Origin of the sequence: Frankia sp. Hr75.2 (genome assembly GCF_949319125.1) — a bacterium.
Lineage (GTDB): Bacteria > Actinomycetota > Actinomycetes > Frankiales > Frankiaceae > Parafrankia > Parafrankia soli.
Genome location: NZ_CASGGV010000321.1, coordinates 25,331 through 50,753 on the forward strand (window position 1 = coordinate 25,331; position 25,423 = coordinate 50,753).

General features: G+C 74.1%; 22 protein-coding genes. 15 read left to right on the plus strand and 7 right to left on the minus strand.

Translation table 11 applies throughout. The annotated features are described in order from the left end of the window. Positions 1 to 43: 43 nt before the first annotated feature. The gene (locus AC559T_RS29105) at positions 44 to 535 is read right to left on the minus strand and encodes a VOC family protein (protein ID WP_041253893.1); all 492 of its coding nucleotides are present in this window, start codon (positions 533 to 535) and stop codon (positions 44 to 46) included. 233 nt (positions 536 to 768) lie between these two features. On the opposite strand from AC559T_RS29105, the gene AC559T_RS29110 reads away from it, so the two are divergent. After that, positions 769 to 1,179 (plus strand): HIT family protein, encoded by a 411-nt coding sequence (locus AC559T_RS29110; RefSeq protein WP_112105423.1) that lies wholly within the window; start codon positions 769 to 771, stop codon positions 1,177 to 1,179. A gap of 135 nt (positions 1,180 to 1,314) precedes the next feature. Here AC559T_RS29110 and AC559T_RS29115 read toward each other — a convergent pair whose 3' ends face one another. Then, a complete protein-coding gene (locus AC559T_RS29115) occupies positions 1,315 to 2,652 on the minus strand; it encodes a DUF4352 domain-containing protein (protein WP_498870742.1) in 1,338 nt (445 codons plus the stop codon). 460 nt (positions 2,653 to 3,112) lie between these two features. Between AC559T_RS29115 and AC559T_RS29120 the strand changes: the two genes are divergently transcribed. The 3 genes from AC559T_RS29120 to AC559T_RS29130 all read left to right on the plus strand — a co-directional run bounded on the left by AC559T_RS29120 (position 3,113) and on the right by AC559T_RS29130 (position 6,167). After that, positions 3,113 to 4,426: an NYN domain-containing protein gene (locus AC559T_RS29120; RefSeq protein WP_498870743.1), complete on the plus strand. Its 1,314-nt coding sequence runs from the start codon at positions 3,113 to 3,115 to the stop codon at positions 4,424 to 4,426. A gap of 223 nt (positions 4,427 to 4,649) precedes the next feature. Beyond that, positions 4,650 to 4,880, plus strand: a complete 231-nt coding sequence (locus tag AC559T_RS29125) for a hypothetical protein (protein ID WP_112105430.1) — start codon at positions 4,650 to 4,652, stop codon at positions 4,878 to 4,880. Between the two features lie 165 nt (positions 4,881 to 5,045). Beyond that, positions 5,046 to 6,167 carry a glycosyltransferase family 4 protein gene (locus tag AC559T_RS29130; RefSeq protein WP_071061985.1) on the plus strand — a complete coding sequence of 374 codons (1,122 nt, stop codon included), beginning with the start codon at positions 5,046 to 5,048 and terminating at the stop codon, positions 6,165 to 6,167. A 62-nt stretch (positions 6,168 to 6,229) separates the two neighbouring features. Here AC559T_RS29130 and AC559T_RS29135 read toward each other — a convergent pair whose 3' ends face one another. Further along, positions 6,230 to 8,044: an AMP-dependent synthetase/ligase gene (locus AC559T_RS29135; RefSeq protein ID WP_112105426.1), complete on the minus strand. Its 1,815-nt coding sequence runs from the start codon at positions 8,042 to 8,044 to the stop codon at positions 6,230 to 6,232. 277 nt (positions 8,045 to 8,321) lie between these two features. Between AC559T_RS29135 and AC559T_RS29140 the strand changes: the two genes are divergently transcribed. The 6 genes from AC559T_RS29140 to AC559T_RS29165 all read left to right on the plus strand — a co-directional run bounded on the left by AC559T_RS29140 (position 8,322) and on the right by AC559T_RS29165 (position 13,339). Beyond that, positions 8,322 to 9,089, plus strand: a complete 768-nt coding sequence (locus tag AC559T_RS29140; protein ID WP_071061920.1) for a metallophosphoesterase family protein — start codon at positions 8,322 to 8,324, stop codon at positions 9,087 to 9,089. 191 nt (positions 9,090 to 9,280) lie between these two features. Continuing rightward, positions 9,281 to 9,727, plus strand: coding sequence for an SRPBCC family protein (locus tag AC559T_RS29145; protein ID WP_020459429.1), 447 nt, complete (start codon positions 9,281 to 9,283; stop codon positions 9,725 to 9,727). Positions 9,728 to 9,734: 7 nt separating this feature from the next. Then, entirely contained in the window at positions 9,735 to 10,949 is a 1,215-nt protein-coding gene (locus AC559T_RS29150) for an ArsA family ATPase (RefSeq protein WP_373693939.1), read from the plus strand. Beyond that, the gene (locus tag AC559T_RS29155; protein WP_498870744.1) at positions 10,946 to 11,671 is read left to right on the plus strand and encodes a hypothetical protein; all 726 of its coding nucleotides are present in this window, start codon (positions 10,946 to 10,948) and stop codon (positions 11,669 to 11,671) included. The genes AC559T_RS29150 and AC559T_RS29155 overlap by 4 nt, the downstream gene beginning before the upstream one ends. 7 nt (positions 11,672 to 11,678) lie before the next feature. Next, the gene (locus tag AC559T_RS29160; RefSeq protein WP_112105428.1) at positions 11,679 to 12,650 is read left to right on the plus strand and encodes an ROK family glucokinase; all 972 of its coding nucleotides are present in this window, start codon (positions 11,679 to 11,681) and stop codon (positions 12,648 to 12,650) included. Positions 12,651 to 12,829: 179 nt separating this feature from the next. Beyond that, on the plus strand, positions 12,830 to 13,339 hold the full coding sequence (locus AC559T_RS29165; protein WP_498870745.1) for a 2-phosphosulfolactate phosphatase: 510 nt from the start codon (positions 12,830 to 12,832) through the stop codon (positions 13,337 to 13,339). On the opposite strand, the gene AC559T_RS29170 is transcribed toward AC559T_RS29165, so the two are convergent. The 3 genes from AC559T_RS29170 to AC559T_RS29180 all read right to left on the minus strand — a co-directional run bounded on the left by AC559T_RS29170 (position 13,327) and on the right by AC559T_RS29180 (position 16,726). Continuing rightward, complete coding sequence (locus AC559T_RS29170; RefSeq protein ID WP_112105924.1) at positions 13,327 to 14,562, minus strand: ornithine cyclodeaminase family domain; 1,236 nt, start codon at positions 14,560 to 14,562, stop codon at positions 13,327 to 13,329. The two genes, AC559T_RS29165 and AC559T_RS29170, sit on opposite strands and share 13 nt — an antisense overlap. Positions 14,563 to 14,685: 123 nt before the next feature. Continuing rightward, positions 14,686 to 15,915, minus strand: coding sequence for a hypothetical protein (locus AC559T_RS29175; protein ID WP_498870746.1), 1,230 nt, complete (start codon positions 15,913 to 15,915; stop codon positions 14,686 to 14,688). Continuing rightward, a complete protein-coding gene (locus AC559T_RS29180; protein WP_498870747.1) occupies positions 15,908 to 16,726 on the minus strand; it encodes an alpha/beta hydrolase in 819 nt (272 codons plus the stop codon). Before AC559T_RS29180 ends, AC559T_RS29175 begins: the two co-directional genes overlap by 8 nt. 801 nt (positions 16,727 to 17,527) lie before the next feature. Here AC559T_RS29180 and AC559T_RS29185 point away from each other — a divergent pair. The 5 genes from AC559T_RS29185 to AC559T_RS29205 all read left to right on the plus strand — a co-directional run bounded on the left by AC559T_RS29185 (position 17,528) and on the right by AC559T_RS29205 (position 23,135). Beyond that, positions 17,528 to 18,436, plus strand: coding sequence for a lysophospholipid acyltransferase family protein (locus AC559T_RS29185; RefSeq protein WP_112105921.1), 909 nt, complete (start codon positions 17,528 to 17,530; stop codon positions 18,434 to 18,436). Between the two features lie 104 nt (positions 18,437 to 18,540). Further along, the gene (locus AC559T_RS29190; RefSeq protein WP_498870748.1) at positions 18,541 to 19,932 is read left to right on the plus strand and encodes a hypothetical protein; all 1,392 of its coding nucleotides are present in this window, start codon (positions 18,541 to 18,543) and stop codon (positions 19,930 to 19,932) included. A gap of 57 nt (positions 19,933 to 19,989) precedes the next feature. Next, a complete protein-coding gene (locus AC559T_RS29195; protein WP_071061894.1) occupies positions 19,990 to 20,526 on the plus strand; it encodes a polyadenylate-specific 3'-exoribonuclease AS in 537 nt (178 codons plus the stop codon). Between the two features lie 143 nt (positions 20,527 to 20,669). Next, positions 20,670 to 21,695: a 6-phosphofructokinase gene (locus AC559T_RS29200; RefSeq protein ID WP_020459439.1), complete on the plus strand. Its 1,026-nt coding sequence runs from the start codon at positions 20,670 to 20,672 to the stop codon at positions 21,693 to 21,695. An 81-nt stretch (positions 21,696 to 21,776) separates the two neighbouring features. Further along, entirely contained in the window at positions 21,777 to 23,135 is a 1,359-nt protein-coding gene (locus AC559T_RS29205) for a class II 3-deoxy-7-phosphoheptulonate synthase (RefSeq protein WP_071061893.1), read from the plus strand. A 42-nt stretch (positions 23,136 to 23,177) separates the two neighbouring features. Here the strand turns inward: AC559T_RS29205 and AC559T_RS29210 are convergent, their stop codons facing one another. Then, positions 23,178 to 25,388 (minus strand): DUF5667 domain-containing protein, encoded by a 2,211-nt coding sequence (locus AC559T_RS29210; protein WP_498870749.1) that lies wholly within the window; start codon positions 25,386 to 25,388, stop codon positions 23,178 to 23,180. Between the last annotated feature and the right edge of the window lie 35 nt (positions 25,389 to 25,423).

Consider the following 25,423-nt stretch of genomic DNA (forward strand, 5'->3'; position numbering starts at 1 on the left):
CCGCGGGTACGACAGGATTCGTCCCCGGTCGGCCCGGCGCGGCTCAGGAGAACGGCCGGGCGAAGGCGGTCGGCCCGGCGTTCATCACGCGGAACTCGTTGCCCTCGGGGTCGCGCAGCACGAAACCGGTCTCCCCGTCGGCCTCGTACCGGGCGAGCTGGCGCGCGCCCAGCGACGACAGCCAGCCGATCACCCGCTCCGCGTCGACGGCGTACAGCTCCAGGTGCAGGCGGTTGCCGGCCTTGTCCGCGGTGTCCTGCTCCGGTTCCGGGCGGCGGCCGGCCCGGCGCGCCGCCCATCGTGGTGGTCGTTGCTCGCCTCGGGCGGCCCGCGGCTCGGGCCGCCGCCGGAGCAGGAGCTTGGGCCCGGCACCGGCGGGATGACGCAGGACGGCCGAGTCGCCGCCCTGCTCGGAGACCTCGTAACCGAGGGCGTTGGACCAGAAGCGGACCATCGTGTCCACATCGGTGCAGTCGACGCTGATACGGGCGACCCTGATGCCGTTCGTCTCAAACCACGCCACCCGGAGCATCATTCCGTATGGCCGGGTTTGTTGGCGCACCAGAGTGCTTCCGGCGTGTCCTCCTGGACCTCTTTGCGGGCTACGTTTCCTGTTAGTCGCTATTGCCCGCTATCGTATGGTTTCAAGTGTGATAGTGGATGGTGTGGTCCGCCTGCCGGCCGCGTTCACCAGAGGCTCCCCGGACCGACCGCGACCCCGGCGTCCGTGGTCGGGTGCCGCGCGGTCGATCTCGGTAGGGTCCGGCCATGGCCAGTGTCTTCACCCGGATCATCAACGGCGAGCTCCCGGGCCGCATCGTCTACTCGGACGAGTCGGCGGTCGCGTTCCTCTCCATCGCGCCCGTCCGCCCCGGGCACACGCTCATCGTGCCCCGCCTGGAGATCGATCACTGGATCGATCTGCCGGACGAGACGGTGCGCGCGGTGTGGAGTGCCGCGGCTGTCGTCGGGCGGGCCATCGACACGGTGTTCAAGCCACGGCGGGTCGCGGCGATGCTCGCCGGGATGGAGGTGCCGCACGCCCACATCCACCTGTTCCCGATCGACGCGGAGTCGCAGATGAGCTTCGCGCTCGCCGACCACAACCCCGATCCGGCGATGATGGACGACGTCGCCGAGCGCCTGCGGGCGGCCCTGGCGGAGCCGCGCCGGGTCTAGATCCGGCCACGCCGGGTCCGGAGCGAGCCGTGCCGGTTGTGGCGGAGCCGAGTCGAGCTCTGCCACGGGTGCCCCGCCGAGGCCCCGTCCGTGCCCGTTCACCGGTGGAACGGGCACGGACGGGGCCCCCTGTCGTCAGAACTGGAACTTCGCCGGCTGCGTCGCGAACAGCGGCTCCCAGGACAGGATGTGGTGACCCGCCGGGGCGTCGATGACCACGTTGCCGCGCACCTTCTGACCGGCCTTCAGGTCGAGGGTGAACAGCTTCGGCTCGACCGTGGTGAAGGAGCCGTCGTAGCGGCTGCCGTCCGAGGTCTGGATGTAGAAGTCGTCCGGTGACGCGGTCGTCTCGCCGCGGATGGTCTCGACGGTCACGTTCAGGATGTAGTTGGCGCCCTGCACCGGCGGATCGGAGTAGTCGGCGGCCGGGCCGGTGGTGCTGCAGATGCTGTTCAGCGTCACCTTGGCCTCGAAGTCGCTGACCGACGAGCTCGCGGTGCCGACCACCGTGCCCGTCCCACCCAGGGTCAGGGTGCCCGCGGGCGGCGCGCCCTGCGGCACGACCGGCGTGCATCCGGCGGGGCCGGCAGGCTGCTGCGGGGCCGTCGTCGTACCCGGGACGGCGGGTGCCGTCAGGGTGGGCACGGTGCCCGGGCCCAGGTTCGTGACCGCCGGCGGCGTGGCCGTCGGCTTCGAGTCGTCGCCGCCGGCCGCGAGGGCGATCACCACCCCGAGGACGATGACCGCGACGACGGCCACCGGAATGATGATCATTGCCGGGTTCCGGCGGGGCCGGGCCGGTGGCGGGCCGCCGGGCTGCTGCCAGTTGCCCTGCTGCTGGGGGAAGCCCTGCTGGTAGCCAGGCTGCTGATAGCCGGGCTGCTGGTACCCCTGCTGCTGGTAGTCGCCTGGCTGTGGCTGGTAGCCGGGCTGCTGGTACCCCTGCTGCTGGTAGTCGGCGGGCTGCTGATACCCGGGCTGGTAGCCCTGCTGCTGGTAGTCAGCCGGCTGCTGGTAGCCCTGCTGGTACTGGCCCTGGGTGCCACCCTGCTGGTAGTCGGCGGGCTGCTGCCATCCGGTGCCGGGCTGGCCCGGCTGCCCCCAGGGCGTATCGGTGCCCTGCTGGGGCCACTGCTGTTGTCCCGCCCCGGGCCACGAACCGTCCGGGTTGGGCCCGCCGGCCGGTGGCGTGCCCCATCCGCCGCCCGCCCCGCCGCCCACGGGCGTGGTGGACGGCCATCCGCCGCTTTCCTGGCCCGGCGCGCCGGCGCCCCACTGCGGCACGGGCGCCGGCGGCGGGGTGGTGGACGGCAGGCCGCCCTGGCCCGCGCCGGGAGCACCGGCCGCTGCGGGCGCTCCGCCCGCCTGGCCGCCGGCATCCGGTGGCTGTTGCCACGAGTTGTTGGGGGCCCTCCAGGTCTCCTGGTTCTCCGGACCGGGGGAGGGCTGGCCAGGAGGGGTCTGGTCGGTCAACGGGTGTCCTCTCGACGGCCATTGCCGTGTTTCTCTCGAAGCGGGTATGTGCGGACGGACAGGGCGAGGCTACATAAGCCGGATATCACATGAGACAATGGCCGGCTGGCTCGCGAAATGCGGTAGGTGCGGCGGTGCCGTGATGCCCCGGGCCTGCGCCGCCGTGTCCTGTGGCCTGCGGCAGCCCCTCGACCCCGGCCCACCGGGGGCGAAACACCGCTTCCCGTTGGGATTCGCGGCCGCCGACGCGGACCCTGCGGCGGTGCGTGCCCGTTCGCGGTGGGCTGGGCACGGATTCACCGATGGTGTCCGAAGAGGTCGTGCTGGCCGACCGATACCCTGGACCGTCGCTGTCGTCGTTCGCTCCGGAGTCCCCCGTGCCAGTGGTAATGCCCCGACCACTCGGCCGGCCACGGGGAGTCAGCGTCCGCACCCCCGCCGGCCAGGCCGGGCCCGTCACATGAACGAGACGCTGCCCGTGGACGTGCGGGCCCAGGTCGTGGCCTACGCCGCCGAGACCCTGGCCGACATCGTCGAAGCGGTCGTCCCCCCGAGCCTGGTCGCCGTGCGCCGGTTCAAGCCGTCGCGCCGGGCCCGGCTGGGCGCCGTCCCGCTGGCGGCCGCGATCGAGCACGACGCGCAGTTCCGCGGCCGGGTGGCCGAATGGGTGCGCCGCACCCACCCCGATCTGGTCGCCGCGATCACGGGGGAGGGCGGCCCGCCACCCGCCGCCCCACCCGCCCAGGTCGCGGCGGTCGCCTACATCCTCCGGCTCCCCGACTGGGAGCAGTTCGTCGAGGAGGCGGCCCGCTCGTCCGAGCAGGCGGTCTCCACCGCGCGGCTCGTCGACGCCGAGCGCGAGATCGACCGCCTGCACCAGCAGATCGAAGCCGTCCGCCGGCTCGCCCGCACCGAGCAGGACCAGCTGCGCGGCCAGCTCGACCAGGCACGGGCCGAGGCGGAGGAGGCCCGCCGCCGGCTACGGTCCTCCGCGGACCGCGTCCGCCGCGCCGAGCTCGCCGCCCGGGAGGTGAGTCTCGCCGCCGAGGCCGCCCGGGACGCCGCGCTGGCCTCGGCCCGGGAGAGCGAGGCCGAGGTACGGCGGCTGCGCGCGCGGGTCGGCGACCTCGAAGCCGCCGCCTCGCTGACCCGCCGCGACACCCGCGAGTCCCGCGGCCTGGACGAGGCGCGGCTTCGGGTGCTGCTCGACACGCTGATGGCTGCGGCGAACGGGGTCCGGCGGGAGCTGGCGCTGCCGACCACCGTCGCGCGGCCCGCCGACCTGGTCGGCCGCTCCGACAACGGAGCTGCCTTCGACCCGTTCTCCGCGGTCGGTGGCCGCGGGCGCTCCGCCGATGACCCGGCCATCATCGACGACGTCCTCGCCATCCCCGGCCTGCATCTGATCATCGACGGTTACAACGTCACCAAACGCGGCTACGGCACCCTGACCCTCCAGGCCCAGCGGGCACGCCTGCTGGCCGGCCTGGGAGCCCTGGCCGGCCGCTCCCTCGACACCGAGGTCACCGTCGTCTTCGACGCGACGGCGGTGGTGGCCCGGCCGGTCGGGGTCGCGATGCCCCGCGGCGTGCGGGTCGTCTTCAGCCAGCCCGGCGAGCTGGCCGACGACGAGATTGGACGTCTCGTGCGTGCGGAACCCGTCGGCCGACCGGTGGCCGTCGTGACCTCCGACCGCGAGGTGGCGGAGAACTGCGCCTCGCAGGGCGCCCGCACCGTCCCCTCGGACGCCCTCCTGGCCCGCCTCGACCGCTAGCTCTCCGCCGGCCCCGACTTACTCAGCCGCCACGGTTCGTTGACGCTTGGGTGGCGCCGGGTACGGGGGACGGGGTTCGGGCGTCCGGAACTGTCGGACCCCTCACCTAGCGTGGTTCGCGTCGAACTGGTGTCCGGTTCCGCGGTGGTCGACAGGGCTCGGTGATCTACCGGGTGCGGGGAAGACCAGGCGGATCCGGGCGGCGAACCGAGAGGTGAGCACGATGCTGATCGACTGTGATGCGTGCGCCGTGCGAGACGTCGCGTGCGCGGACTGCGTGGTGACCGTCCTGCTGGCCCCGCCGTCCACCGGCATGGAGTGGGACGAGGACGAGCGCCGCGCCCTCGCCGTGCTCGCCGATGCCGGGCTCATCCCGAGGTTGCGGCTTGCCCCCGGCGGGTCGCCGACCGGCCCGGAAACGCCCCGGCCCCTGCCACGCCGCCGCGCCGGTTGACGCCTGGCTGATGCGCTGCCCGGGGCGTGCCCGGGGAGCGGGCGGTGCGGCCGCGTCCGGGAGAGGGAGAGCGCTCTGTGTGCGGGCGGGGCGCTGCGGTGGTGTCCGCGTGGTTGGAGGCGTCCCACCTGCGTCTTGATGGAGGCGATGCGGGAACATGGCGGCGTGCGGGTGCTCGCTGTGACCAATGACTTCCCTCCGCGGCCCGGTGGCATCCAGGCGTATGTGCACAATTTCGCCTCGCGGTTGCCCGACGACGAGATCGTGGTGTATGCCCCTGCCTGGCGGGGGGCCGCCGAGTTCGACGCGGCGCAGCGGTTCCCGGTGGTGCGGCACCCGACGTCGCTGATGCTGCCCACGCCGGATGTCTTCCGTCGCGCGCGGGAGATCGCGCGGTCGGAGAAGTGCGACACGCTGTGGTTCGGCGCGGCGGCGCCGCTGGGCCTGCTCGGGGCGCGGCTGCGCCGGGATCTCGACGCCCGCCGGGTGCTGGCCAGCACGCACGGGCACGAGGTGGGCTGGGCCGCGTTGCCCGGCGCGCGGCAACTGCTGCGGCGCATCGGGGCGACCACCGACGTGATCACCTACCTCACGGACTACACCAGGGGTCGCCTCGGTCCGGCCTTCGGTCCGCATCCGGACCTGGCCCGGCTGCCCAGCGGTGTCGACCCGTCCCTGTTCCGGCCGGGGGAGGGGCGGGACGAGACCCGTCGTCGCTACGGGCTGGGTAGCCGTCCGGTGGTCGTCTGTGTGAGCCGTCTGGTTCCGCGTAAGGGGCAGGACATGCTGATCCGGGCGCTGCCGGCGTTGCGCCGGCGGATCCCGGGCACCGCGCTGCTGCTCGTCGGCGGCGGGCCGTACCGGCAGGAGCTCACCCGGCTGGCCAGGGAGAACGACGTCGCCGAGCACGTGGTGTTCACCGGGTCGGTGCCGTGGGCGGAACTGCCGGCCCACTACGCGGCGGGGGACGTCTTCGCCATGCCGTGCCGCAACCGGCGCGCGGGGCTCGAGGTCGAGGGCCTGGGCATCGTCTTCCTCGAGGCCTCGGCGACCGGGCTGCCGGTGGTCGCCGGCCGCAGCGGGGGAGCCCCCGACGCGGTCCTCGACCAGCGGACGGGGGTGGTCGTGGACGGCCGCGATCCGCGCGCGCTGATCCGGGCCGTCGGCGACCTGCTGGCCGATCCGAACCGCGCCCGCTCGATGGGGACCGCCGGGCGGGCGTGGGTCGAGCTCCGCTGGCGCTGGGACGTCCTGGCCTCGGACCTGCGCGACCTGCTGCTCGCCTGAGCCGCCCGCGGCCGCCCGGCCTGCGCCTGGCCCGGCCATGCTCGGCTGGGGCGTGCGGGGGATCAGGAGGCGGTCCGGGCCCCCGCGTAGATGGATTCCACGGCTGCCGCGTGGCGTTCCATGATGAGGTTGCGCTTCACCTTGAGACTCGGGGTGAGCTCGCCGCCGGCGACGGTGAAGTCGTTCGGCAGGATCACGAACTTCTTGATCGACTCGGCGTGGGAGACGGTGGCGTTCGCCGCGTCCACGGCCTTCTGGACCTCGGCCAGCAGTTCCGGGTCGGTGGCGAGGTCGGCGGGGGTCACCGTCGACGGGTGGTCGTGGGTGTCGCGCCAGGAGGCGAAGGCGTCCGGGTCGAGGGTGATCAGGGCGGCGATGAACGGCCGCTGGTCGCCGATCAGCATCGCCTGGCTGATCAGCGGGTTCTCCTGGATGCGGTGCTCGAGGGGCGCCGGGGCGATGTTCTTGCCGCCCGCGGTGACGAGCAGCTCCTTCTTCCGCCCTGTGATGCGCAGATGTCCGGTCTCGTCGAGGGAGCCCAGGTCGCCGGACCGCAGGAAGCCGTCGGCGTCGAGCGCCTCCTTGGCCGCCGTCTCGTCGTTGCGGTAGCCACTCAGGACCAGGTCGCCGCGGATGAGGATCTCCCCGTCGTCGGCGATACGGATCGTCACGCCGGGCAGCGGCAGGCCGACGGTGCCGATCTTCAGTGAATCGGGCCGGTTCACGGTCGCGGCCGCGGTGGACTCGGTGAGCCCGTACCCCTCGAAGATCGGAACCCCGATGCCCCGGTAGAAGTGGCAGAGGCGTGGGCCCAGCGGCGCGCCGCCGCTGATGGCGTGGTCGATCCGGCCGCCCATCGCGGCCCGCAGCTTGCTGTAGACGAGGCGGTCGAACAACGCGTGCCGGGCGCGCAGCAGGAAGCCGGGCCCGCCGTGGTCGAGGGCCTCGCTGTAGGCGATCGCGGTGGCCTCGGCGGCGTCGAAGATCCGGCCTTTCCCGTCGGCGTGGGCCTTGGCACGGGCGCCGGCGTGCACCTTCTCGTAGACCCTCGGCACCGCGAGCAGAAAGCTCGGGCGGACCTGGGCCAGGTCGGCCAGCAGCGTGGACGTGTCCGGCGCGTAGGCGATGCACCGCGCGCTGTTGATGATGGTGCACTGCATCGTCCGCGCCAGCACATGGGCCAGCGGCAGGATCATCAGCGTGGACGCGTCCTCGGTGAACAGGTCCGGCATGGTCGCCGCGGAGCTCATCGCGTTGAACAGCAGCGAGCGGTGGGCGAGCTCGCAGCCCTTCGGTCTGCCGGTGGTGCCGGAGGTGTAGATGATCGTGGCGATGCTAGCCGCGGTCACCCCGGCCCGCGCGGCGGCGAGCTCCTCCTCGCCGGTCCCCGCGGCGGCCCCGGCCTCGGCCAGGGTGTCGAGCGCGCCGCCGTCCAGGACGAGCACCTCGCGCAGGGTGGGAACCTGGTCGCGCACCGTGGCGACGAGTGCGGCGTTGGCCTCGGTCTCGACGACGGTGAGAACGGCCTCCGAGTCCGACAGGATCCACTCGATCTGGCTGGCACTGGACGTCTCGTAGACCGGCACGGTGACCGCGCCGGCGACCCAGACCGCGTAGTCGACGACCGTCCACTCGTACCGGGTGCGGCTCATGATCGCGACGCGGTCGCCGGGGCGCACCCCGCGGGCGGCGAGGCCGGCGGCCGTGCGGACCACCAGATCGCGGAACTCCCGCGCGGTCACGTCGGCGAACTGGCCGCCCGACTTGTGGCGGACGATGACCTTCTCGGGTGTCCGTGACGCGTTGGCGAACACGGCATCGCTGAGAGTCATGTCATCCGCCACGGTGACTCGGGCGGGAGAGGTGTACTCGCGCACGGGAACTCCTTGGCTGGCGGCGGGCCGTTCGGGGTGACGTGCCGGTGCGGCGCTGATCCGCGACGCTGCCTTCTGGTGCGGCGTGGCACTGAGGTGTGGCACTGATGGGAGGGCGGTCGGTGATCGGAGAGAAGTTGGTCAAGTGACGTTAGCCTGTGAGCGCGGCCACGGCGAGCCGTCCGCGCCCGCTTTTTTCGCCCCCGCCGCGCCGACCCGCCTGTGCGCTTTCGGGTACGGGTGCTGTGGAAGGCACGCGACTCGCCCTAAGCTCTCTCACGTGCGCGTGCATGTGGTGAGCGACGTTCACGGACGGTCGGACGCGCTCCCGGGCGCCGCCGCCGGTGCCGACGCCTTCGTCTGCCTCGGTGACCTGATTCTCTTCATCGACTACTTCGATCACGGCCGCGGGATCATGGGTGAGCTGTTCGGCGCCGAGGCGGTGGGCCGCATGATCGAACTGCGTACCGAGCAGCGGTTCGACGAGGCGCGGGAGTGGTCCAGGAAGCTCTGGGCGGGGGTCGACGGCGACCGGGCCGACGTCGTCGAGGCGGCCATCCGGCGGCAGTACGCGGCCATGTTCTCCGCGTTCCCGACGCCGACCTACCTCACCTACGGCAACGTGGACCTCCCACATCTCTACCCCGACTTCCTGCGTGACGGGATCACCCTCCTCGACGGCCAGACCACCGAGATCGGCGGGCTGACGTTCGGGTTCGTCGGCGGTGGGCTGCGCACGCCGATGAACACCCCGTACGAGATCGACGACGAGACCTACGCGGCGAAGGTGGCCGCGGTCGGCGCGGTCGACGTCCTGTGCTGCCACATCCCGCCGCACGTCCCGGAGCTGGTCTACGACACGGAGGCCCGCCGGTTCGAGCGCGGCAGCGTCGCGGTGCTGGAGGCCATCCACGCGACACAGCCGCGGTACGCGCTGTTCGGCCATGTGCACCAGCCCCTGGTCGCCGAGCTCGAGATCGGCGCGACCCGATGTGTCAACGTCGGTCACTTCAACGCGCGGGGCGCGCCGTACGTCCTCGAGTGGTAGGACACCCGGCCCCGCGCCCGGGTTCCGGTAGCCTCAACGATCGATCGGGTAATCGTCCGGCGGCCCGTGACACGGGTCGCCGAACGGGTGCCGAACGGCCCGCGGAGGCGGGCCGGCGGCACGGCCCGGACAGGACCGGCGGGTCCGACCAGGCCCCGCCGGGGCGATGAGATGTGGAGGTGCTGGCGGCTATGGCGGACCACGCGCAGTCGTCGATCGTCATCGATGCCAGGCCGGCCGTCATCATGGGGGCCATCGCGGACATCGCCGCCTACCCGACCTGGGTCGGCCAGATCGAACAGGCCGAGATCCTCGAGGTCGGCCCGGACGGCCGCCCGCGGCAGGCCCGGTTCCGGATCAACGCCGTCGTCGTGAAGGACGAGTTCGTCAACGAGTACACCTGGAAGGGCGACGAGCACGTCAGCTGGAGCCTCGTCTCCGGCGAGGCGATGTCGACCCAGGACGGTTCGTACACGCTGCGTGATCTCGGCGACGGCAGCACCGAGGTGACCTACGACCTCACCGTCGAGCTCAAGATCAAGATCCCCGGCCTGCTCCGTCGGAAGGTGCAGGGCGGCATCGTCGACGCGGCGCTCAAGGACCTCAAGAAGCACGTCGAGAAGCTCACCGAGAGCTGACCATCCGGTGCGGTGTGTGCTCCTGACGGGCAAGGGTGGTGGTGGGACCACGACGGTGGCGGCGGCGACGGCCACGCTCGCGGCCCAGCGCGGCCACCGGACGCTCCTGGTCTGCGCCGACCCGGCCGCCGGCCTGGCCGGCATCCTCGACCATCCGCTCGGCCCCGGTGAGGTCGAGCTCGAACCCGGGCTGTTCGGCCTCCAACTGGACCTGCGCCACGCGTTCGCCGAGCGCTGGCCGCAACTACGCGCGCTGATCTCGGCCGTGGCCCCCGCCGCCGGTGTCGACCTCCTGGAGGTCGAGGAGCTCGCCGGCCTGCCCGGCGCCCTCGAGGCGCTCACCCTGCTGGAGCTGCGCGACCGGCTCGAGTCGGACCGCTACGACGTCGTGGTCGTCGACGCAGGGCCGGCCAGCGCCGCGCTGCGGCTGCTGGCGAGCCCGGAGACGCTCGCGTGGGGCTGCCGCCGGCTCGGCTCCCCGGACGGCGCGCTCGCCCGCTGGATGCGCCCGTCGCTGGCGCTGCCGGGCCGTCTCACCGGGCGGGTGGCCGCGATCGCCGGGCCCGCCTACGAGGCGGTGTCGTGGCTGGCACGCCTGGCGCGTGACATGCGCGCCCTGCTTGCCGATCCCGTCGTGACCAGCGTGCGCCTGGTGCTGACCCCGGAGACGGCCGCGCTCGCCCAGGCCCGGCGGACCCTGAGCGCCCTGGCGCTGCACGGCATCGGCGTGGACGCGGTGGTCGCGAACCGGGTGATCGCTTCGGTCGGGGGCGACGCCTGGCGGGCCGGCTGGGCGGCGGCGCACCGTCAGCAGCTCATCGAGATCGGCGCGTTCGTCGCGCCGCTGCCCGTCCTCACCGCCGCCTACCGGGCCGGTGAGCCGCTCGGGCTGGAGGAGCTCGCCGCCTTCGGCGCCGCGGCCTACGGAGACCGCGACCCGGCTGCGGTGCTCAGCGTTCACCGGTCCGGCGAGGGGGCGGGCCCGCGGGTCGAGCGCACCGAGGGCGGCTACGCCATGTCGTTCGGCCTGCCCTTCGTCGACCGGTCGGAGGTCGACCTCGCCCGGGTCGGTGACGACCTCATCGTCAGCGTCGGCCCGCACCGGCGGCTCGTCCCGCTGCCCGCCGCGCTGCGCCGGTGTGATGTGTCAGGCGCCCGGCTGGCCGAGGAGCGCCTCGTCGTGTCGTTCGTGCCGGACCCGGCCCAGTGGGTGCGTGCGTGAGCACGTCGGACGGGGTGCCCCGGGAGGTCGTCGGCTCGCTCGCCCAGGAGGCGGCGCTGCTGGCGGCGGCCGTCCGGGACTGGGCGGCGGCCAACGGCGGCCCGGACGCCGCGGACGGTCATTTCGACACCGCTGACGGGCAACCCGCCGGCACGGCACCCACCGGCGCAGCCGCCAACGCCACAGCCCCCGGCGCCGCGGGATCGGACGCGCACGGCGGCCGGGACGGCTCCTGGCCATGCTGCGCCTGCCCGGTCTGCCGGGTTCTCGCCAGTGTCCGGGAGGAGCACGTGGAGGTCGCGGGCCACCTGGTCGACGCGGCAGTGTCACTGAGCGCGGCGGCGCGTGCCGCCTGGACGGTCTGGGGCGCCAGCGGGCACCGCGGCCAGGCCGCGGGCGAACCTGCCGACCCGGCCGGACCGCGACATGGTGCAACCGGCCGGGAGCGTAGCGAAGCGGCCGCCGGGGATCGGGTTCGTCCGGCCGAGACGGGGCACGGTGGCGGCGCAGACCGTCTTCCCGGGCAGGCGGCGGCACCGCACGACAGCGGCGGCCCGGCCGCCCGGGAACGGGGAGCCGGGACCGACCGCGATCCCTTCCCCGCGCCGGGCTTTCCACCACCAGGCTTCCCACCACCAGGCCGGGGCCGTGAGACGGGCGCCGGCCTTACAACGTCCGCGGGGTCGCCCCGACCCCGTGTCCAGAAGATCGATGTGAGGTGAGCGCACAGTGACCACCGGGTCAGCGACCGCCCCCGAGGGGGACGGCGACCTGGCGATCGGAGTCGACGTCGGCGGGACGAAAGTTGCCGCCGGTGTCGTCGACGCCCAGGGCAGGATGCTGGCCTCCGCCCGACGGCCCACCCCGAGCCATGCCCCGGCCGAGGTCGCCGACGCCATCGCCGAGCTCGTCGCCGGGCTCCGCCAGGAATACGACGTCCGCGCCGTGGGCATCGGCGCGGCGGGATGGATCGACCGCGACCGGTCGACTGTCCTCTTCGCCCCGAACCTGGCCTGGCGCGACGAGCCGCTGCGCGACGTCGTGGCGGAGCGGGTCGGCCTGCCCGTGGTCGTCGAGAACGACGCCAACGCGATGGCCTGGGCCGAGTACCGCTTCGGCGCCGGGCGCGGCCAGGCCGACCTCGTCTGCGTCACCGTCGGCACCGGTATCGGCGGCGGCATCGTCCTGGACGGCCGGCTGCACCGCGGCGCGTTCGGTATCGGCGCCGAGATGGGCCACATGCAGGTGGTCCCGGGCGGCCACCTGTGCGGCTGCGGGAACCGCGGCTGCTGGGAGCAGTACGCCAGCGGACGGGCCCTCGTCCGGGTCGCCCAGGAGATGGCCACCGCGTCCCCGGAGGCCGCCCGCACGATGCTGGCCGGTCGCTCCGTCGAGGAGCTGAGCGGGCCGGACGTCACCGCCGCCGCCCAGGACGGCGACCCGGCCGCGGTGAAGTGCTTCGAGGAGATCGGCCACTGGCTCGGCCAGGGCCTGGCGAGCCTGACGGCGATCCTCGACCCCGGCCGGTTCGTCATCGGTGGCGGAGTGTCGGACGCGGGGGACCTGCTGGTCGGGCCCGCCCGCGCCCAGTACCGGGCGGGGCTGTCGGGCCGCGGGCACCGGCCGGAAGCCGACGTGGTGGTGGCCACCCTCGGCTCCTCCGCCGGCATCGTCGGCGCCGCCGACCTCGCCCGCCGGTAGCCGCCGGCCGGCCGGGCACCGCGGGGGCATCGGGGCTCGGTTGGGCCCCGGTCGGGGCTGAAAGCGATAAATATTCGTACCGCCCCGGCCGCTATGCACGGCAGCCGAGGAACCGTGGCCGTTGAGTGACAGCCACGACTCACTCAACGGCCACACTTCGCCCGGCGGCGGAGCCGGCCGTGCATAACAGCTGGTGGTGCGGTTCGGGGGGAGAGGGGGAGGGGGAGGATCCGGCAACGCCGTGGTCCCTGTCGCCCACCGACCTCGCCCACATTCCAGCCGGCACCCGTCTGGTCCTGCCCTCGCCGAACGGCGCCGCTCTGCCAGCCGCAGCAGCCGACATCGGGGCGACCCTGATCGCTGGATGCCTGCGCAACGCGGCGGCGGTGGGTAGCCTGCTCGCGGACGAAGTCGCCGCAGGCCGGTACATCGCGGTCATCGCCAGTGCCGTCGACGCGGGTGCGCTGCCCCGATCACGGGTCTCCCCGGAGGCCCGAGCTGCCATGGCCGCCTTCCGTTCGGCCGAGCCCGACCTTCACGACGAGCTACGTGGGTCCGTCTCCGGGCGGGAGCTGTTGAACCTGGGCTGGGACGACGACGGCGCATCCGCCGCGCAGCTCAACGCCGACCCGATCGTGCCCGTTCTGCACAGCGGCGCGTTCTCGTCCTCCGCGGATCAGGTCTGGTAGTCGGGGACGAGCTCGGTCGCGAGCTGCTCGAGGAACAGCCCGGCGTCTGCGACGACTCCGAGGGCCTGGGCCGAGGTGCGGTCGGTGAGGCCGGAGACGATCGACGGGTTCGTGTCGACGCAGGCCACCGGGACCGACGCCGGCAGGATGTTGCCGGTCGCGACCGAGTGCAGGGTGGTCGCGACCATCACCGTGAAGCCGACGCCGCGCAGCGCGGCCCGCATCGCCCGCTGCCCGGCGACGACGTCGGTGTGGACGTCGGGCAGCGGGCCGTCGTCGCGGACCGAGCCGACGAGGACGAACGACTTGCCGGCCTTCACCATCGCGTGCATGACACCCTTGGTGACCAGGCCGGACTCGACCGCGGCCCGGATCGACCCGGCCCGGCGGATCGTGTTGACGGTGCGGATGTGCTGCTCGTTGCCACGCTGCACCCGCCGGCTGTGCGGCGAGCCCAGGCCCAGCGCGCTGCCGAACAGGGCGCGCTCGAGGTCGAGGGTGGCCAGCGCGTTCCCGCCGAACAGCACGTCGACGTAGCCCGCCTCGACCAGGGCGGTCAGCGCGCGGGAGGCGCCGGTGCTGACCACCGCGCGCCCGGCCACCCACAGCACCTGGTAGCCCTCGGCCTTGACCTCGCGGATCTGGCGGGCGATCGCCTTGACCAGGACGGCCTGCGGCTGGGCCGCGGTGGAGCTGAACGTCGACATCGACGCGAACTCGCCGTGCAGCCGGGTCGAGTGGTCCGAGACGGGCAGGACGACCTTGACCCCGTCGATGCCACAGACGATCACGTCGCCGGCGCGGACGTCGGCCACCGGGACGGTGCGCACCCGGCCGCCGGAGACGATCAGCCCACAGTCCATCTCCGGGTGCTCGACAGGCACCCACTGCCCGTCGAGGTGCACGACGGTCTCCAGGTTCGTCGTCGAGTAGAAGTCCTCCGGGAAGACGCCGTCCGCGTCGGCCACGCACATCCGCGCCTCGCCGGGGACGAGCTTGTTCACCCCGTGCACCTGCACCCGCATCAGGATCCGGGCCAGCCTGGACGCCGACTCCGCCCCGACCGTGACCACGGCGTGCGACTCGTCGTCGTGGGTCCGGCCGAGGTCGATCTTGTCGACCCGGTAGTCACCGCCGTAGGCCAGGACGTCGTCCAGCACCCGCGCCAGCACACCGGTGTCCATCAGGTGCCCGTGCACCTCGACCTGCTCGTGGAAACGCACGCCGCCGTCCTTCCGCCGTCATCTGTCGGTCGCCGTACCCGACGCCGCGCCGGCAGGTCGGGCTGGTTGGAGCAACGCCGACGGACCGGACGCGCCCCAGGCGCGTCCGGTCCGTCGGCGCGATCAGACGACCGCGCCGTCGTCCGGTCCGTCGAAGTCCGTCGGCGGCCGGTCGCCCATGCGGGCCACGAGCGTCCCGACGCCTCCGAGAATGAGCAGGACGCCCGCGACGTCCTGGGAACGTGAATGGTTGAGCCCGATCAGGGTCGGGACCACCAGGATCGCGACGCCGAGCGCGATGGAGCCCAGCGCCCAGCGGGTGACCGGCCGCAGCTTCGGGACCGGCGGTGGTGGCGGCGGCACGTAGTGATCGTCGTCGTCCGCGCCCGGATACTCGGGAGCGTCGCGACCCGCGGTGCCGAAGGCGGCCCGCACGGCGGCGTCGAGCCCCGCGATGCCGTCGAGCGGGGAGCGGTTGTCCCGCCCGCGGCTGTTTCCCGCGCGGTCCGCTTCGTCGGCGGCCCCGGCCTCGCCCCGGCCGCCGCCCTGGCGGCCCGTGCCTGCGTTCCCGGCGCCCGTGCGATCGGTGCCGGTGCGGTCGGTGCCGGTGCGGTCGGTGCTGGTGCGGTCGGAACCGGTCAGGCCGGCGTTGGGGCGGTCCTCGCTCGACCCGTCGAGATCCACCGGGGCGGCGCCGTCCGTGCGGCGGCCGAGCGGGGACGCCGGCTCGGTGCGCTCGGTGCCCGGGTCGGTGTCGTCGCCGGCGAGGTGGCGCCCGTCCGGCGGCATGCCGTCGGGCTGCCGACCCGCGGGCCTGATGATGATGACGGACGGCCGTCGGGGCTCGTCGACGTCCTCGGCGGCCGGCCACAGCCGCTCGCCCGGCGGCGGCTCCTGGTCGAACCGGGCGATCAGCTCGAGGAAGGCCGCCTCGTCGGCGGCCGGTGAGCGGCGCTCCCGGGGGGTCCGCCGGCCCGCCGCGCCCGCCCCGTCAGCCCCGCTGTCGGTCAGGCTCGGTGAGGCGGTGTCGGCGCGCGTGGCCCCCCGGTCCGGGGAACCAGCCGTGTCCGGACCAGCCGCCTCCGGGGAACCAGCCGTATCGGGGGAACCAGCCGCCTGCGGCGAACCGGCATCCGGTGCCGTGCCGTCCTCTCGTCCCTCGCCAGAGCCGGCGGCTCCCGCTTCCGCGTTCGGCGACTCCACCGGACGGCCTGAGCCGGGGGCTCCCGCGGAGCCCGAACCACCGGCAGCCGCTTGATCCGCCGCCGCTGCCGCGGGGGGTGACGTCGGCTCGGTGGGGATCTCGTCGGGGTCAGCGTCCGGCTGCCCGAAACCCGCCGGGTTCTCAGGCATGACGGCCCGGCCTCGGCTCGGGCTGGCCGGAGCCGGCCGGCCCCGGTGTCGCGGTGACGAAGTCGATGCTCCCCTTGAAGATCGTTTCCTTGTCGTGGTCGAGGGTGGCCACGTGGTAGCTGTAGTGCAGCAGCTGTTCCTCGGCGGGCGCGGACGTGAGACCCGCGAGCAGCAGACGCCCGGACGTCGGCTCGACCACATGATCGGTCACGCTGCGGTAGGCCAGCACCGGGCACACCACCCGGCCGAGGTCCGCCAGGGTCACCGCCCACAGCTCGCGCAACGAGGCGAACGCCCTGGTCGGAACACGCGAGTAGCCGACCTCCGTCGCGGCGGGATCACGGATGTCGTTCGCGACCCCGGGCACCGTCGGCAGGATCCGCCACAGCAGCGGCGCCAGCGCGGCCGTCCGCCGGTCCGTGCCGAGGCTGGCGTTGACGGTGACCGCTCCCGCGACCTTGTCGCCGTGCTCCTCGGCGAGGCGCAGCGTGAGCGTCCCGCCCATCGACAGGCCCATGACGAAGACCCGGTCGCAGGAGGCGCTCAACCGGCCGAAGGCCGCGTCGGCGGCGCTGTACCAGTCCTGCCAGGTCGTGCCGGCCATGTCCTGCCACCGGGTGCCGTGCCCGGGCAGCCGCGGGCAGCTCACGCGCAGGCCGGCCGCGGCGAGGTGGTCCCCCCACAGTCGCATGCTCTGCGGCGAGCCGGTGAAGCCGTGGACGAGCAGCACGCCCACGCCGTCGACACCGCCGCCGTCGAGATCGAAGGGCTCGGCGCCGGGCAGGATCGCCGGCTCCGGGACTCCCGCCATGGTGATCCGCTCCCTCCGCGTCGAGCGCCCGCGACGCGCCCGCCGCGGTTCATGACGTGGGCGCCTCCGTGACCGTGCGTGCGCCGGCCCGCATCGCCTGTCGGCCCGCATCGCCTGTCGGCCCGCATCGCCTGTCGGCCCGCATCGCCTGTCGGCCCGCATCGCCTGTCGGCCCGCATCGCCTGTCGGCCCGCATCGCCTGTCGGCCGGCAGCAACCGCCGGTCACCCGACTGTCACCTGCCGTCCATCACCGTGCTGGGAAACGACGCCGACCTTCGCATGCTCGCACGCCCCGGGCCGACTGGCCATGGCCGTGTGCCTTTCCATCATCCTGGACGAACCGGTCGTTGCCGGAGTGTGTTCCCTCCGGTGCGCTCTGCGTGCTCCCGGCGCGTTCCCGCTGGCACCGGCCGGCAGGATGTCGGCGGGACGTCTCCGCGATGTCGGCGGGATGTCGGGGTACGGGATGTCGAGTGAGGTCGGTGGGATCGATGGAGGTCCGCCCGCCCGGCGTGGGCCGGGCCGGCTCTCGCCGTGGCCCGCGGCGGGCCCGCTCCCGGCTCGCCGGGCCCGCGCCGGACAATGACACACCGACGTCTGTGCCGCGTGGGTGGACGACGTCGTGAGGGGTCCATATGGTCACCCCGGGCAACCCGTTCATGTCCGATCCCCGTCCCGGGGTCGTGGCGCTCGCCCTGACTCACCGTGTCGGGCACGCGTCCGGCCGTCGGGTGGGTTCGGGCGCGGACGTCCGGGAATGCCGCCAGAGGGCGGTAGGTGCGACGAAGCGGGGAGCTTGCGTGTTGTACTGGGTCGTCAAGGCCATCCTGACGCCGATCCTGCGGGTGTTCTGGCGTCCGTGGGTCGAGGGTCTCGAACACGTGCCCGCGCGTGGGCCGGTGATCCTGGCGAGCAACCACCTGAGCTTCCTCGACTCCTTCTTCCTGCCGCTGGTCGTGCCGCGGCGGATCACCTTCCTCGCGAAGAGTGACTACTTCACCGGTGTCGGGCTGAAGGGCTGGAGCAAGCGGAAGTTCTTCTCCGGCGTCGGCCAGGTGCCGATCGACCGCAGCGGCGGGAAGGCGAGCGAGGGCGCGCTGCGCACGGGCGTGCGGGTGCTCGGCAACGGCGAGCTGCTCGGCATCTACCCGGAGGGGACCCGCTCGCCCGACGGCCGGCTCTACCGCGGCAAGATCGGCGTGGCCCGGATGGCGCTGGAGGCCGGGGTGCCCGTGATCCCGGTCGCGATGATCGGCACGTTCGAGGTCCAGCCGCTGGGCCGGCTCGTCCCGCGGATCCGCCGGGTCGGCATCCGGATCGGCCGTCCGCTCGACTTCAGCCGGTACGCCGGGATGGCCGATGACCGTTTCGTGCTGCGCTCCATGACCGACGAGATCATGTACGAGCTGATGTCCCTGTCGGGCCAGGAGTACGTCGACATGTACGCGCAGCGGCGGAAGGAGGAGCTCGCCGCGGCCCGCGAGGCGCAGGCCGCCTCCGCCGCGCCGGCCGACCCGCGCCCCGAGGCCGGCACCCGCTCCGAGCCGGACCCGCGGCCCGACACCGGCTCGCGTTCCGAGACCGCCGCACGCTCCGAGACCGGCCCGCGGTCCGAGAACGGTCCGCGTCCGCTGCAGGACCGGCGCGCGGGGGACTCTTCTCCCGGCGTACCCCCTGCCGGTGAGCCGCCGGTCCGCAGGGCGGTCTGAGCGGTTCCGCGCAGGCACGGCAAGATTGCAGGGTGCGCGGCTTTGCGGGTGGTTCGCGAAAGGGAGACGGCCGCCGGGGCGGCCGCCCGGCCAGGTGGGCGACGGTGGTGCTCGCGGCCGCCCTCGTCGCCGTCCCCCTCCCGTCCTACGTCGGGATAGGCCCGTCCGGCCGGGCCGCCGCCACGACCGCGCGGGTCTCGACGTCCACCCCGGCCCAGCCGCCGGCGTCCGTGCCCGGCGCTGCCGGCGCGCCGACCGCCGTGGCCCCCCAGGTCCCGCCGGGCACCGTGACGCGCACCGGCACCCACCTCACCGACAGCGCCGGACGGGTCGTCCTGCCCCGCGGTGTCACCGTCCCGGCCGGGCGGGTCCCCACCGCCGGCGAGATCGCGCAGTGGCTCGACTTCGGCTTCACCGGCCTGCGCCTGGAGATCCCGATGACCCGTGGCGGGCTGTTCCCGCCGTCGGGCGAGGCCCCGCCACCGGGCGACCGGGAGCTGGGCGGCCTCGACCAGGCGGGCATGGTCGTCCGGGAGCTGACCGGCCGCGGGTTCACCGTGGTGCTGCGGATCGTCCCGGGCGCCGCCGGCTACACCCCCTCGGCCGCGGATCTGACGTCCGGTCTGACCCGCCTGGCCGGCCGTTTCGGCGGGGTGGCCGGGCTGATCGGCTACGAGGTGCCGGCCGGGGTCGGCTCGGCCGATCTCGCCGGCGCCGTGCGGGCCGTCGACACGAACCACACGCTCTGGGTCGAGCAGCCGGCGCCGTTCGACCCCGCGGCGCGGGTCGCGGCCGCCGAGGGGGCCGGGTACGTCACCGGCTGGGTGGACGGCTCCGCGCGCCGGGCCGCCGCGCTGGCCGACGCCGGGGACGCGTTCGGGCTTGGCTGGTTCTTCGACGGCCCGGCCGTCGAGTCCTCCGCGACCGGCATCGGGCCGGGTGAGGTGCGGGCGCTCACCGCGCCCCCGGCGGAGATCGTGCGGCCCTACCCGGCCGCCGTGGCGGGCGCGCCGGAGTCGTTCAAGCGCGACGGCGCGGGCGTCTTCCGCCTCGTCTACCAGCCGTCCCGGGCCGGCGGCGGGACGTTCGCCCCGGGCACGGCGACGGCGGTCGTCCTGCCCGCGTGGGCCTATCCGTCGGGCTACCAGGCGCGGGTCACCGGTGGCCAGGTCACCTCCCCGCCCGGAGCCGGGGTGCTGTGCGTGGTCGCGGGGGCGGGCGCGACCCGGGTCAGCGTGGAGGTGACGCCTGCCGCCGGCGCGCCGGCGCCGGTCGCGCCCACCCGTGCGGGTGCCGTCAACTGCGCCGCCGCCCCGGGAGCGGGGCCGGGGAGCGCCGGCGCGGCGGCGGGGCAGCCGCCGTCCGGGGCGCCCGCGGCGACCTCCGCGGCCGACGACTCCGACCCCGTCCTGCTCCTGCTGGTCCTTCCGCTGCTGGGCGCCGCCGCGGCGGCCGCCGTGCTCGGCCCCGTCTTCGTCCGGCTACGCCGCCGCTGACCGGCGCCGCCCCCGGCCCCTGGCCGGCGCCCCGGCCGGGCGGAGCACACTGGGGGTGTGGGCGGCCGTTTCTTCTACGACACCGAGTTCATCGAGCGCGACGACGGCGGCCATCACTGGCTCGACCTGGTCAGCATCGGGATCGTCAGCGAGGACGGGACGAGGCAGCTCTACGCCGTCTCGACGGAGTTCGACCCCTCGCACGCCGTCCCCTGGGTGCGCCGCAACGTCCTGGACCGCCTGCCATCGCCGTCCAGCCCGGCCTGGATGTCGCGGGAGCGGATCCGGGACGAGGTGGCGCAGTTCCTCACGGCGGACGGCTCGCCGGAGCTGTGGGCCTGGTACGCCGCCTACGACCACGTCGTGCTCTGCCAGCTCTTCGGGAAGATGCCCGCGCTGCCGCGCCGGTTGCCGCGGTTCACCCGAGACCTGCGCCAGCTCTGGGAGGACGTCGGCAGCCCCAGCCTGCCCCCGCCGCCGCCCGACGCGCACGACGCGCTGGCCGACGCACGGCACAACCTGGCCCGCTGGGCCGTCCTCGCGCCGCTGCGCGCCGAGCTCGCCCCGAAGGCGCCGGGGCACTCCGCCAACTGACGGAACGATCAGTCGACGGAACGTGTTTGATTGGCCACGCCGTGTTTACGGTGAAGGGCTGGTCGGGGTCTCCGGGGAGCTAGGCTGCCGCTGGCAGATGTGCCGCAGATCGGGGGCGACTCGAACAGAGAGGGCCCTGGGGCGTGAAGATCGGTGTGCTGACCGGCGGTGGCGACTGTCCTGGTCTGAACGCGGTGATCCGTGCCGTCGTACGCAAGGGCGTCGGCGTCTACGGGCACAGCTTCGTCGGGTTCCGGGACGGCTGGCGCGGACCACTGGAGAACGACACCGTCCCGTTGGACGTGACAGCCGTGCGCGGCATCCTGCCCCGCGGCGGGACCATCCTCGGTTCCAGCCGGACGAATCCGTTCGCCTCGGCGGACGGTCCGTCCCGCATCCGGGAGACCCTTGACCGCACCGGCGTGGACGCCATCGTCGCCGTCGGCGGCGAGGACACCCTCGGCGCTGCCGCGCGCCTGCACGCCGAGGGCATCCCGGTCGTCGGGGTGCCGAAGACGATCGACAACGATCTCTCCGCGACCGACTACACGTTCGGCTTCGACACCGCGGTGAACATCGCGATGGAGGCCATCGACCGCCTGCACACGACGGCGGAGAGCCACCACCGCGTCCTCGTCGTCGAGGTGATGGGCCGCCACGCCGGGTGGATCGCCCTGCACAGCGGGATGGCGGCCGGCGCGAACGTCATCCTCATCCCCGAGCGGCCCTTCGACATCGACAAGGTCTGCGCCTTCGTCGAGCAGCGCTTCGCCACCCGCTACGCGCCGATCATCGTGGTGGCCGAGGGCGCCCGGCCGATCGCCGGCACCGCCATGGCCAGGGAGGGCGAGCTGGACGCCTTCGGTCACGTGCGCCTGCAGGGCATCTCCGGCCTGCTCGAGACCGAGATCCGCGGCCGGACGGGCCGGGAGACCCGGGCGACGGTGCTCGGCCACGTCCAGCGAGGCGGGACGCCGACCGCCTTCGACCGCTGGCTGGCCACCCGGTTCGGGCTGCACGCCGTCGACGCCGTGCACGAGGGCGACTTCGGGACGATGGTCGCCCTGCACGGCACGCGGATCGACCGGGTTCCGCTCAGCGAGGCGACCGGCGAGCTCAAGACCGTCCCCGAGCACCTGTACGGGGAGGCCGAGGTCTTCTTCGGCTGACGCACCGGTGGATGAGGGGAGCGCGACCGGCCGGCGCAAACCGCAGGAGATGTCGGCGCCGTAGCCGTACCCTGGTGACTCGTGAGCAACGACCTGGACATCTGGCGGAGCCTCCCAGCCAGGCAGCAGCCCTCCTGGCCCGACCAGGAGGAGCTGGCGGCAGCGTTCGCCGAGCTCTCGGCCCTGCCGCCGCTGGTGACCGCGCCGGAGGTGCGCTCGCTGACCGACCGTCTCGCGATGGTGGCCCGCGGCGAGGCGTTTCTGCTCCAGGGCGGTGACTGCGCGGAGACCTTCGCGGCCAACACCGCGGACAAGATCCGCGACAAGGTCAAGACCCTGCTGCAGATGGCGGTCGCCCTGACCTACGGCGCCAGCACGCCGGTGGTCAAGGTGGCCCGCATCGCCGGCCAGTACGCCAAGCCGCGCTCGGCCGACATCGAGGCCTCGACCGGCCTGCCCTCCTACCGGGGCGACGCGGTGAACGACATCACGCCGAACGCGCAGGCCCGCCGTCCGAACCCGAAGCGGATGGTCGACGCCTACCACCAGAGCGCCGTCGCGCTGAACCTGGTGCGGGCGTTCGCGACCGGCGGCTTCGCGGACCTGCACAAGGTTCACGAGTGGAACAAGGCGTTCGTGCGCGACTCGGCCGCCGGCCGCCGCTATGAGCTGATGGCCGTCGACATCGAGCGGGCGCTGGCGTTCATGGCCGCCTGCGGCATCGACCCGGACCGCACGGCGGCCCTGACCGGTGTCGAGATGTTCACCAGCCACGAGGGCCTGCTGATGGAGTACGAGCGGGCGCTCACCCGCACCGAGGAGTCGACCGGCGAGGTCTACGACCTGTCGGCGCACATGATCTGGATCGGCGAGCGCACCCGTGACCTCGACGGTGCCCACGTCGACTTCCTCTCCCGGGTCGGTAACCCGATCGGCTGCAAGATCGGCCCGACGGCGACGCCGGACGAGGTCGTGGCGCTCACCGAGCGGCTCAACCCCGACCACATCCCCGGCCGGCTGACGCTGATCGCGCGGATGGGCGCCAAGCGGGTGCGTGACGCCCTCCCACCGATCATCGACAAGGTGAACGCGGCCGGGCATCCCGTGGTGTGGTCATGCGACCCGATGCACGGCAACACCCGTGACGTCGGCGGCGTGAAGACCCGGCACTTCGACGACGTCCTCGACGAGGTCTTCGGGTTCTTCGAGGTGCACAAGGGGCTCGGGACGCACCCCGGTGGCCTGCACATCGAGCTGACCGGCGAGAACGTCACCGAGTGCCTCGGCGGCGCGGAGATGATCGGCGAGGCCGACCTCGGTGGCCGCTACGAGACGGCCTGCGATCCGCGGCTGAACACCGGCCAGGCGCTCGAGCTGGCCTTCCTGGTGGCCGAGTCGCTGCAGCAGGCCCGCGTGGAGCGCGACACACACACCCACTGACCGGTGTCCCGCCCGCCCCTGGCACAGGCCCGGGGCGGGCGGTCACGGCTGCCCGGCCGGCGCGTTCCCTCCGGTGACGTCCTCGGTGGCCTCGGTCGTCGGGGTGGCTGCCGCGCTCGCTGTGGTCTTCGGGGTGACCGCGGTTCCGCCGGTCGGTGGCGTCGTGTTGGTCGGCGTCGTCCCGGCGGTCGGGGCCGTCTTTCCGTTCGGGGCTGTCTCGGGGCTGGGTGGTTCCGCGCTGTCCGGGGCGGCCTCGGCCGCCCACTCCCCGAAGACGGCCTTCTCCGCCAGCGGGTCGTCCGACGCCGCCGGTGACGGCTGAGCGACGGGGGACACCTCGGGCCGCGGACCGTCCGACCACGAACCGTCCGCCGGAGTCTGCTCGGCCCCGCCACCGGCGGGATCGTCGACCGCGGGGTCACCGGCGGGGCCGTCGCCGGGGCCGACCGCCTTCGCGGGCGCGTCGAACGTCTCGAGGACGTCCGGCGGCGTCGTGGGGGAGGACTGTGTCGACGTGCCGCCGCCGGGATGCCCGCCCGTCGGCGGCGGTGCCGACGGCTCTGGTTCCAGAACAAGCGGGAGATCGGGTGCCGACCGGTCCGCCGGCGGGGCGCCCGGATCTCCGGGAACCGTGCCGGGCGGCGGCGATGCGGGCGTGGGTGTCGACGCCTGCCCGGATGCCGCTGGCTGGACAGGTGCCGACGGCTTGTCGGACGCCGCTGGCTGGTCAGGTGTCAGTGACTGTGCCGGTGTGAGGAAGGGCAGGCCGGGGAGGAACCCGCCGGCCATGCCGCCGATCGCCGCGGGGACGGTCGGCACGGGCGCCGTAGCCCGCGGCCCGGTGGACTGTCGCTGGAAGTCGCCGCGCTCAGTGACCGTCGGGCTGGTCATCCCGTCGGCCGAACGTGCCCGGCTGGTCGGGTCAGGTGAGGTGCCGCCGCTCGCCGTCCCGGCCGTCGTGCCGCCGCGCCCCGCCGCGGTGCCGGCCCCGGACGGCCCGTCGGCCTCCGGGGCGGTGACGGCCAGCGCCGAGTCGACGTCGTGGATGATCCGCCGAGCCTTGTGCGCGCCGGATACCGAGCCGGTCGGCAGCGCGTCGAACAGCGCCTCGAGGCGCGTCGACTGGTCCGCGGCGAACTCGTTCAGGGTCGCCCGGGCGTCGCGGCTGCCCGCGAGCGCCTCCTCGATCAGGACCGCGCTCCCCGCCCCGGCCTCGTCGCACCAGTCGCGCAGCAGCCTGGTCACCGTGCCGATGTCCCCGTCCGCGGCCGGACGCCCCCCGGGCGCCGCGTGGCTCGGGGAGGAAACGGCCGGATCGGGGGTCGCGGCGCCCGCCGGCACCGATCCGCCCGTTCGCACCAGGCCGCCCGCGACCGGGTCGCCCGTCTGCTCTGGCGCCGCCTCTGTCGGCGGTACCCCGGCAGATCCGGGGCCGGGGGGCGTTGCTGGAAGTGGCTGGCCCGAGGGCGATGCGGCGGCACCGCCGCCGGCCGGGTCGCCGTTGGCTGCGTCGCCGTCAGTCGGGCCGCCGTCAGCCGGGCCGCCGTCAGCCGGGCCGCCGTCAGCCGGGCCGCTGTCAGCCGGGCCGAGGCCAGCCGTGGTTCCACCGGTGGCGGGGGAGTCGGTGCGCGTGCTGGCCGGTGGCCGGGCTGCCGGATGGACGACCGCGGCGAGCTCGTCCATCCGGTTCCGGGCGACGGAGAGCTGGATCTTGGCGCGATCGACGCGGTTGCCGGCCAGGCTGACCTGAATCTGCTCGACCTGCCGCTTCACTCCGTAGAGCAGCTCACCGGGCAGGGCCTGCTCGGCGCTCACGGCGACGCCCACCGTCGCGACCGAGACGGCCAGCGCCCCGACCAGGGCCGGCCGGGCGGCGCGCAACGCCTGCCGGACGCCCATCCCGCCTGGCCGGGTGACGAGCGCGGCGGGCCGAGGAACCGGTCGGGTCGGTCGGGTCGGCTGTGCCCGCCGGGTGCTCTCAGCCGCGCCGACGGTTTCCCTGCCGTTGCCCTCACCAACCTCGTGGGTGCCGCGGGCGCCGATCGGCTCGGCGAGGAGCATCGCCCGGATCTCGGCGCGGACCCGGGGGGACATCGCCGGCGCGGGCAGCGCACCGGGCAGCGCCCGCAGGGTCGCGACCGCGCGCGCCAGTTGCAGCTCGGTCTCGTCGAGGGGCTCACGCCGGCCGTCGAGCACCTCGGCGGTGCGTCCGGCCCGCCCCCCGCGCCAGCGCGGTCCGCGCCCTGCCGCCACGTCGCCCCCCGCGCTCCTCGTTCCCCTGCCCGCGG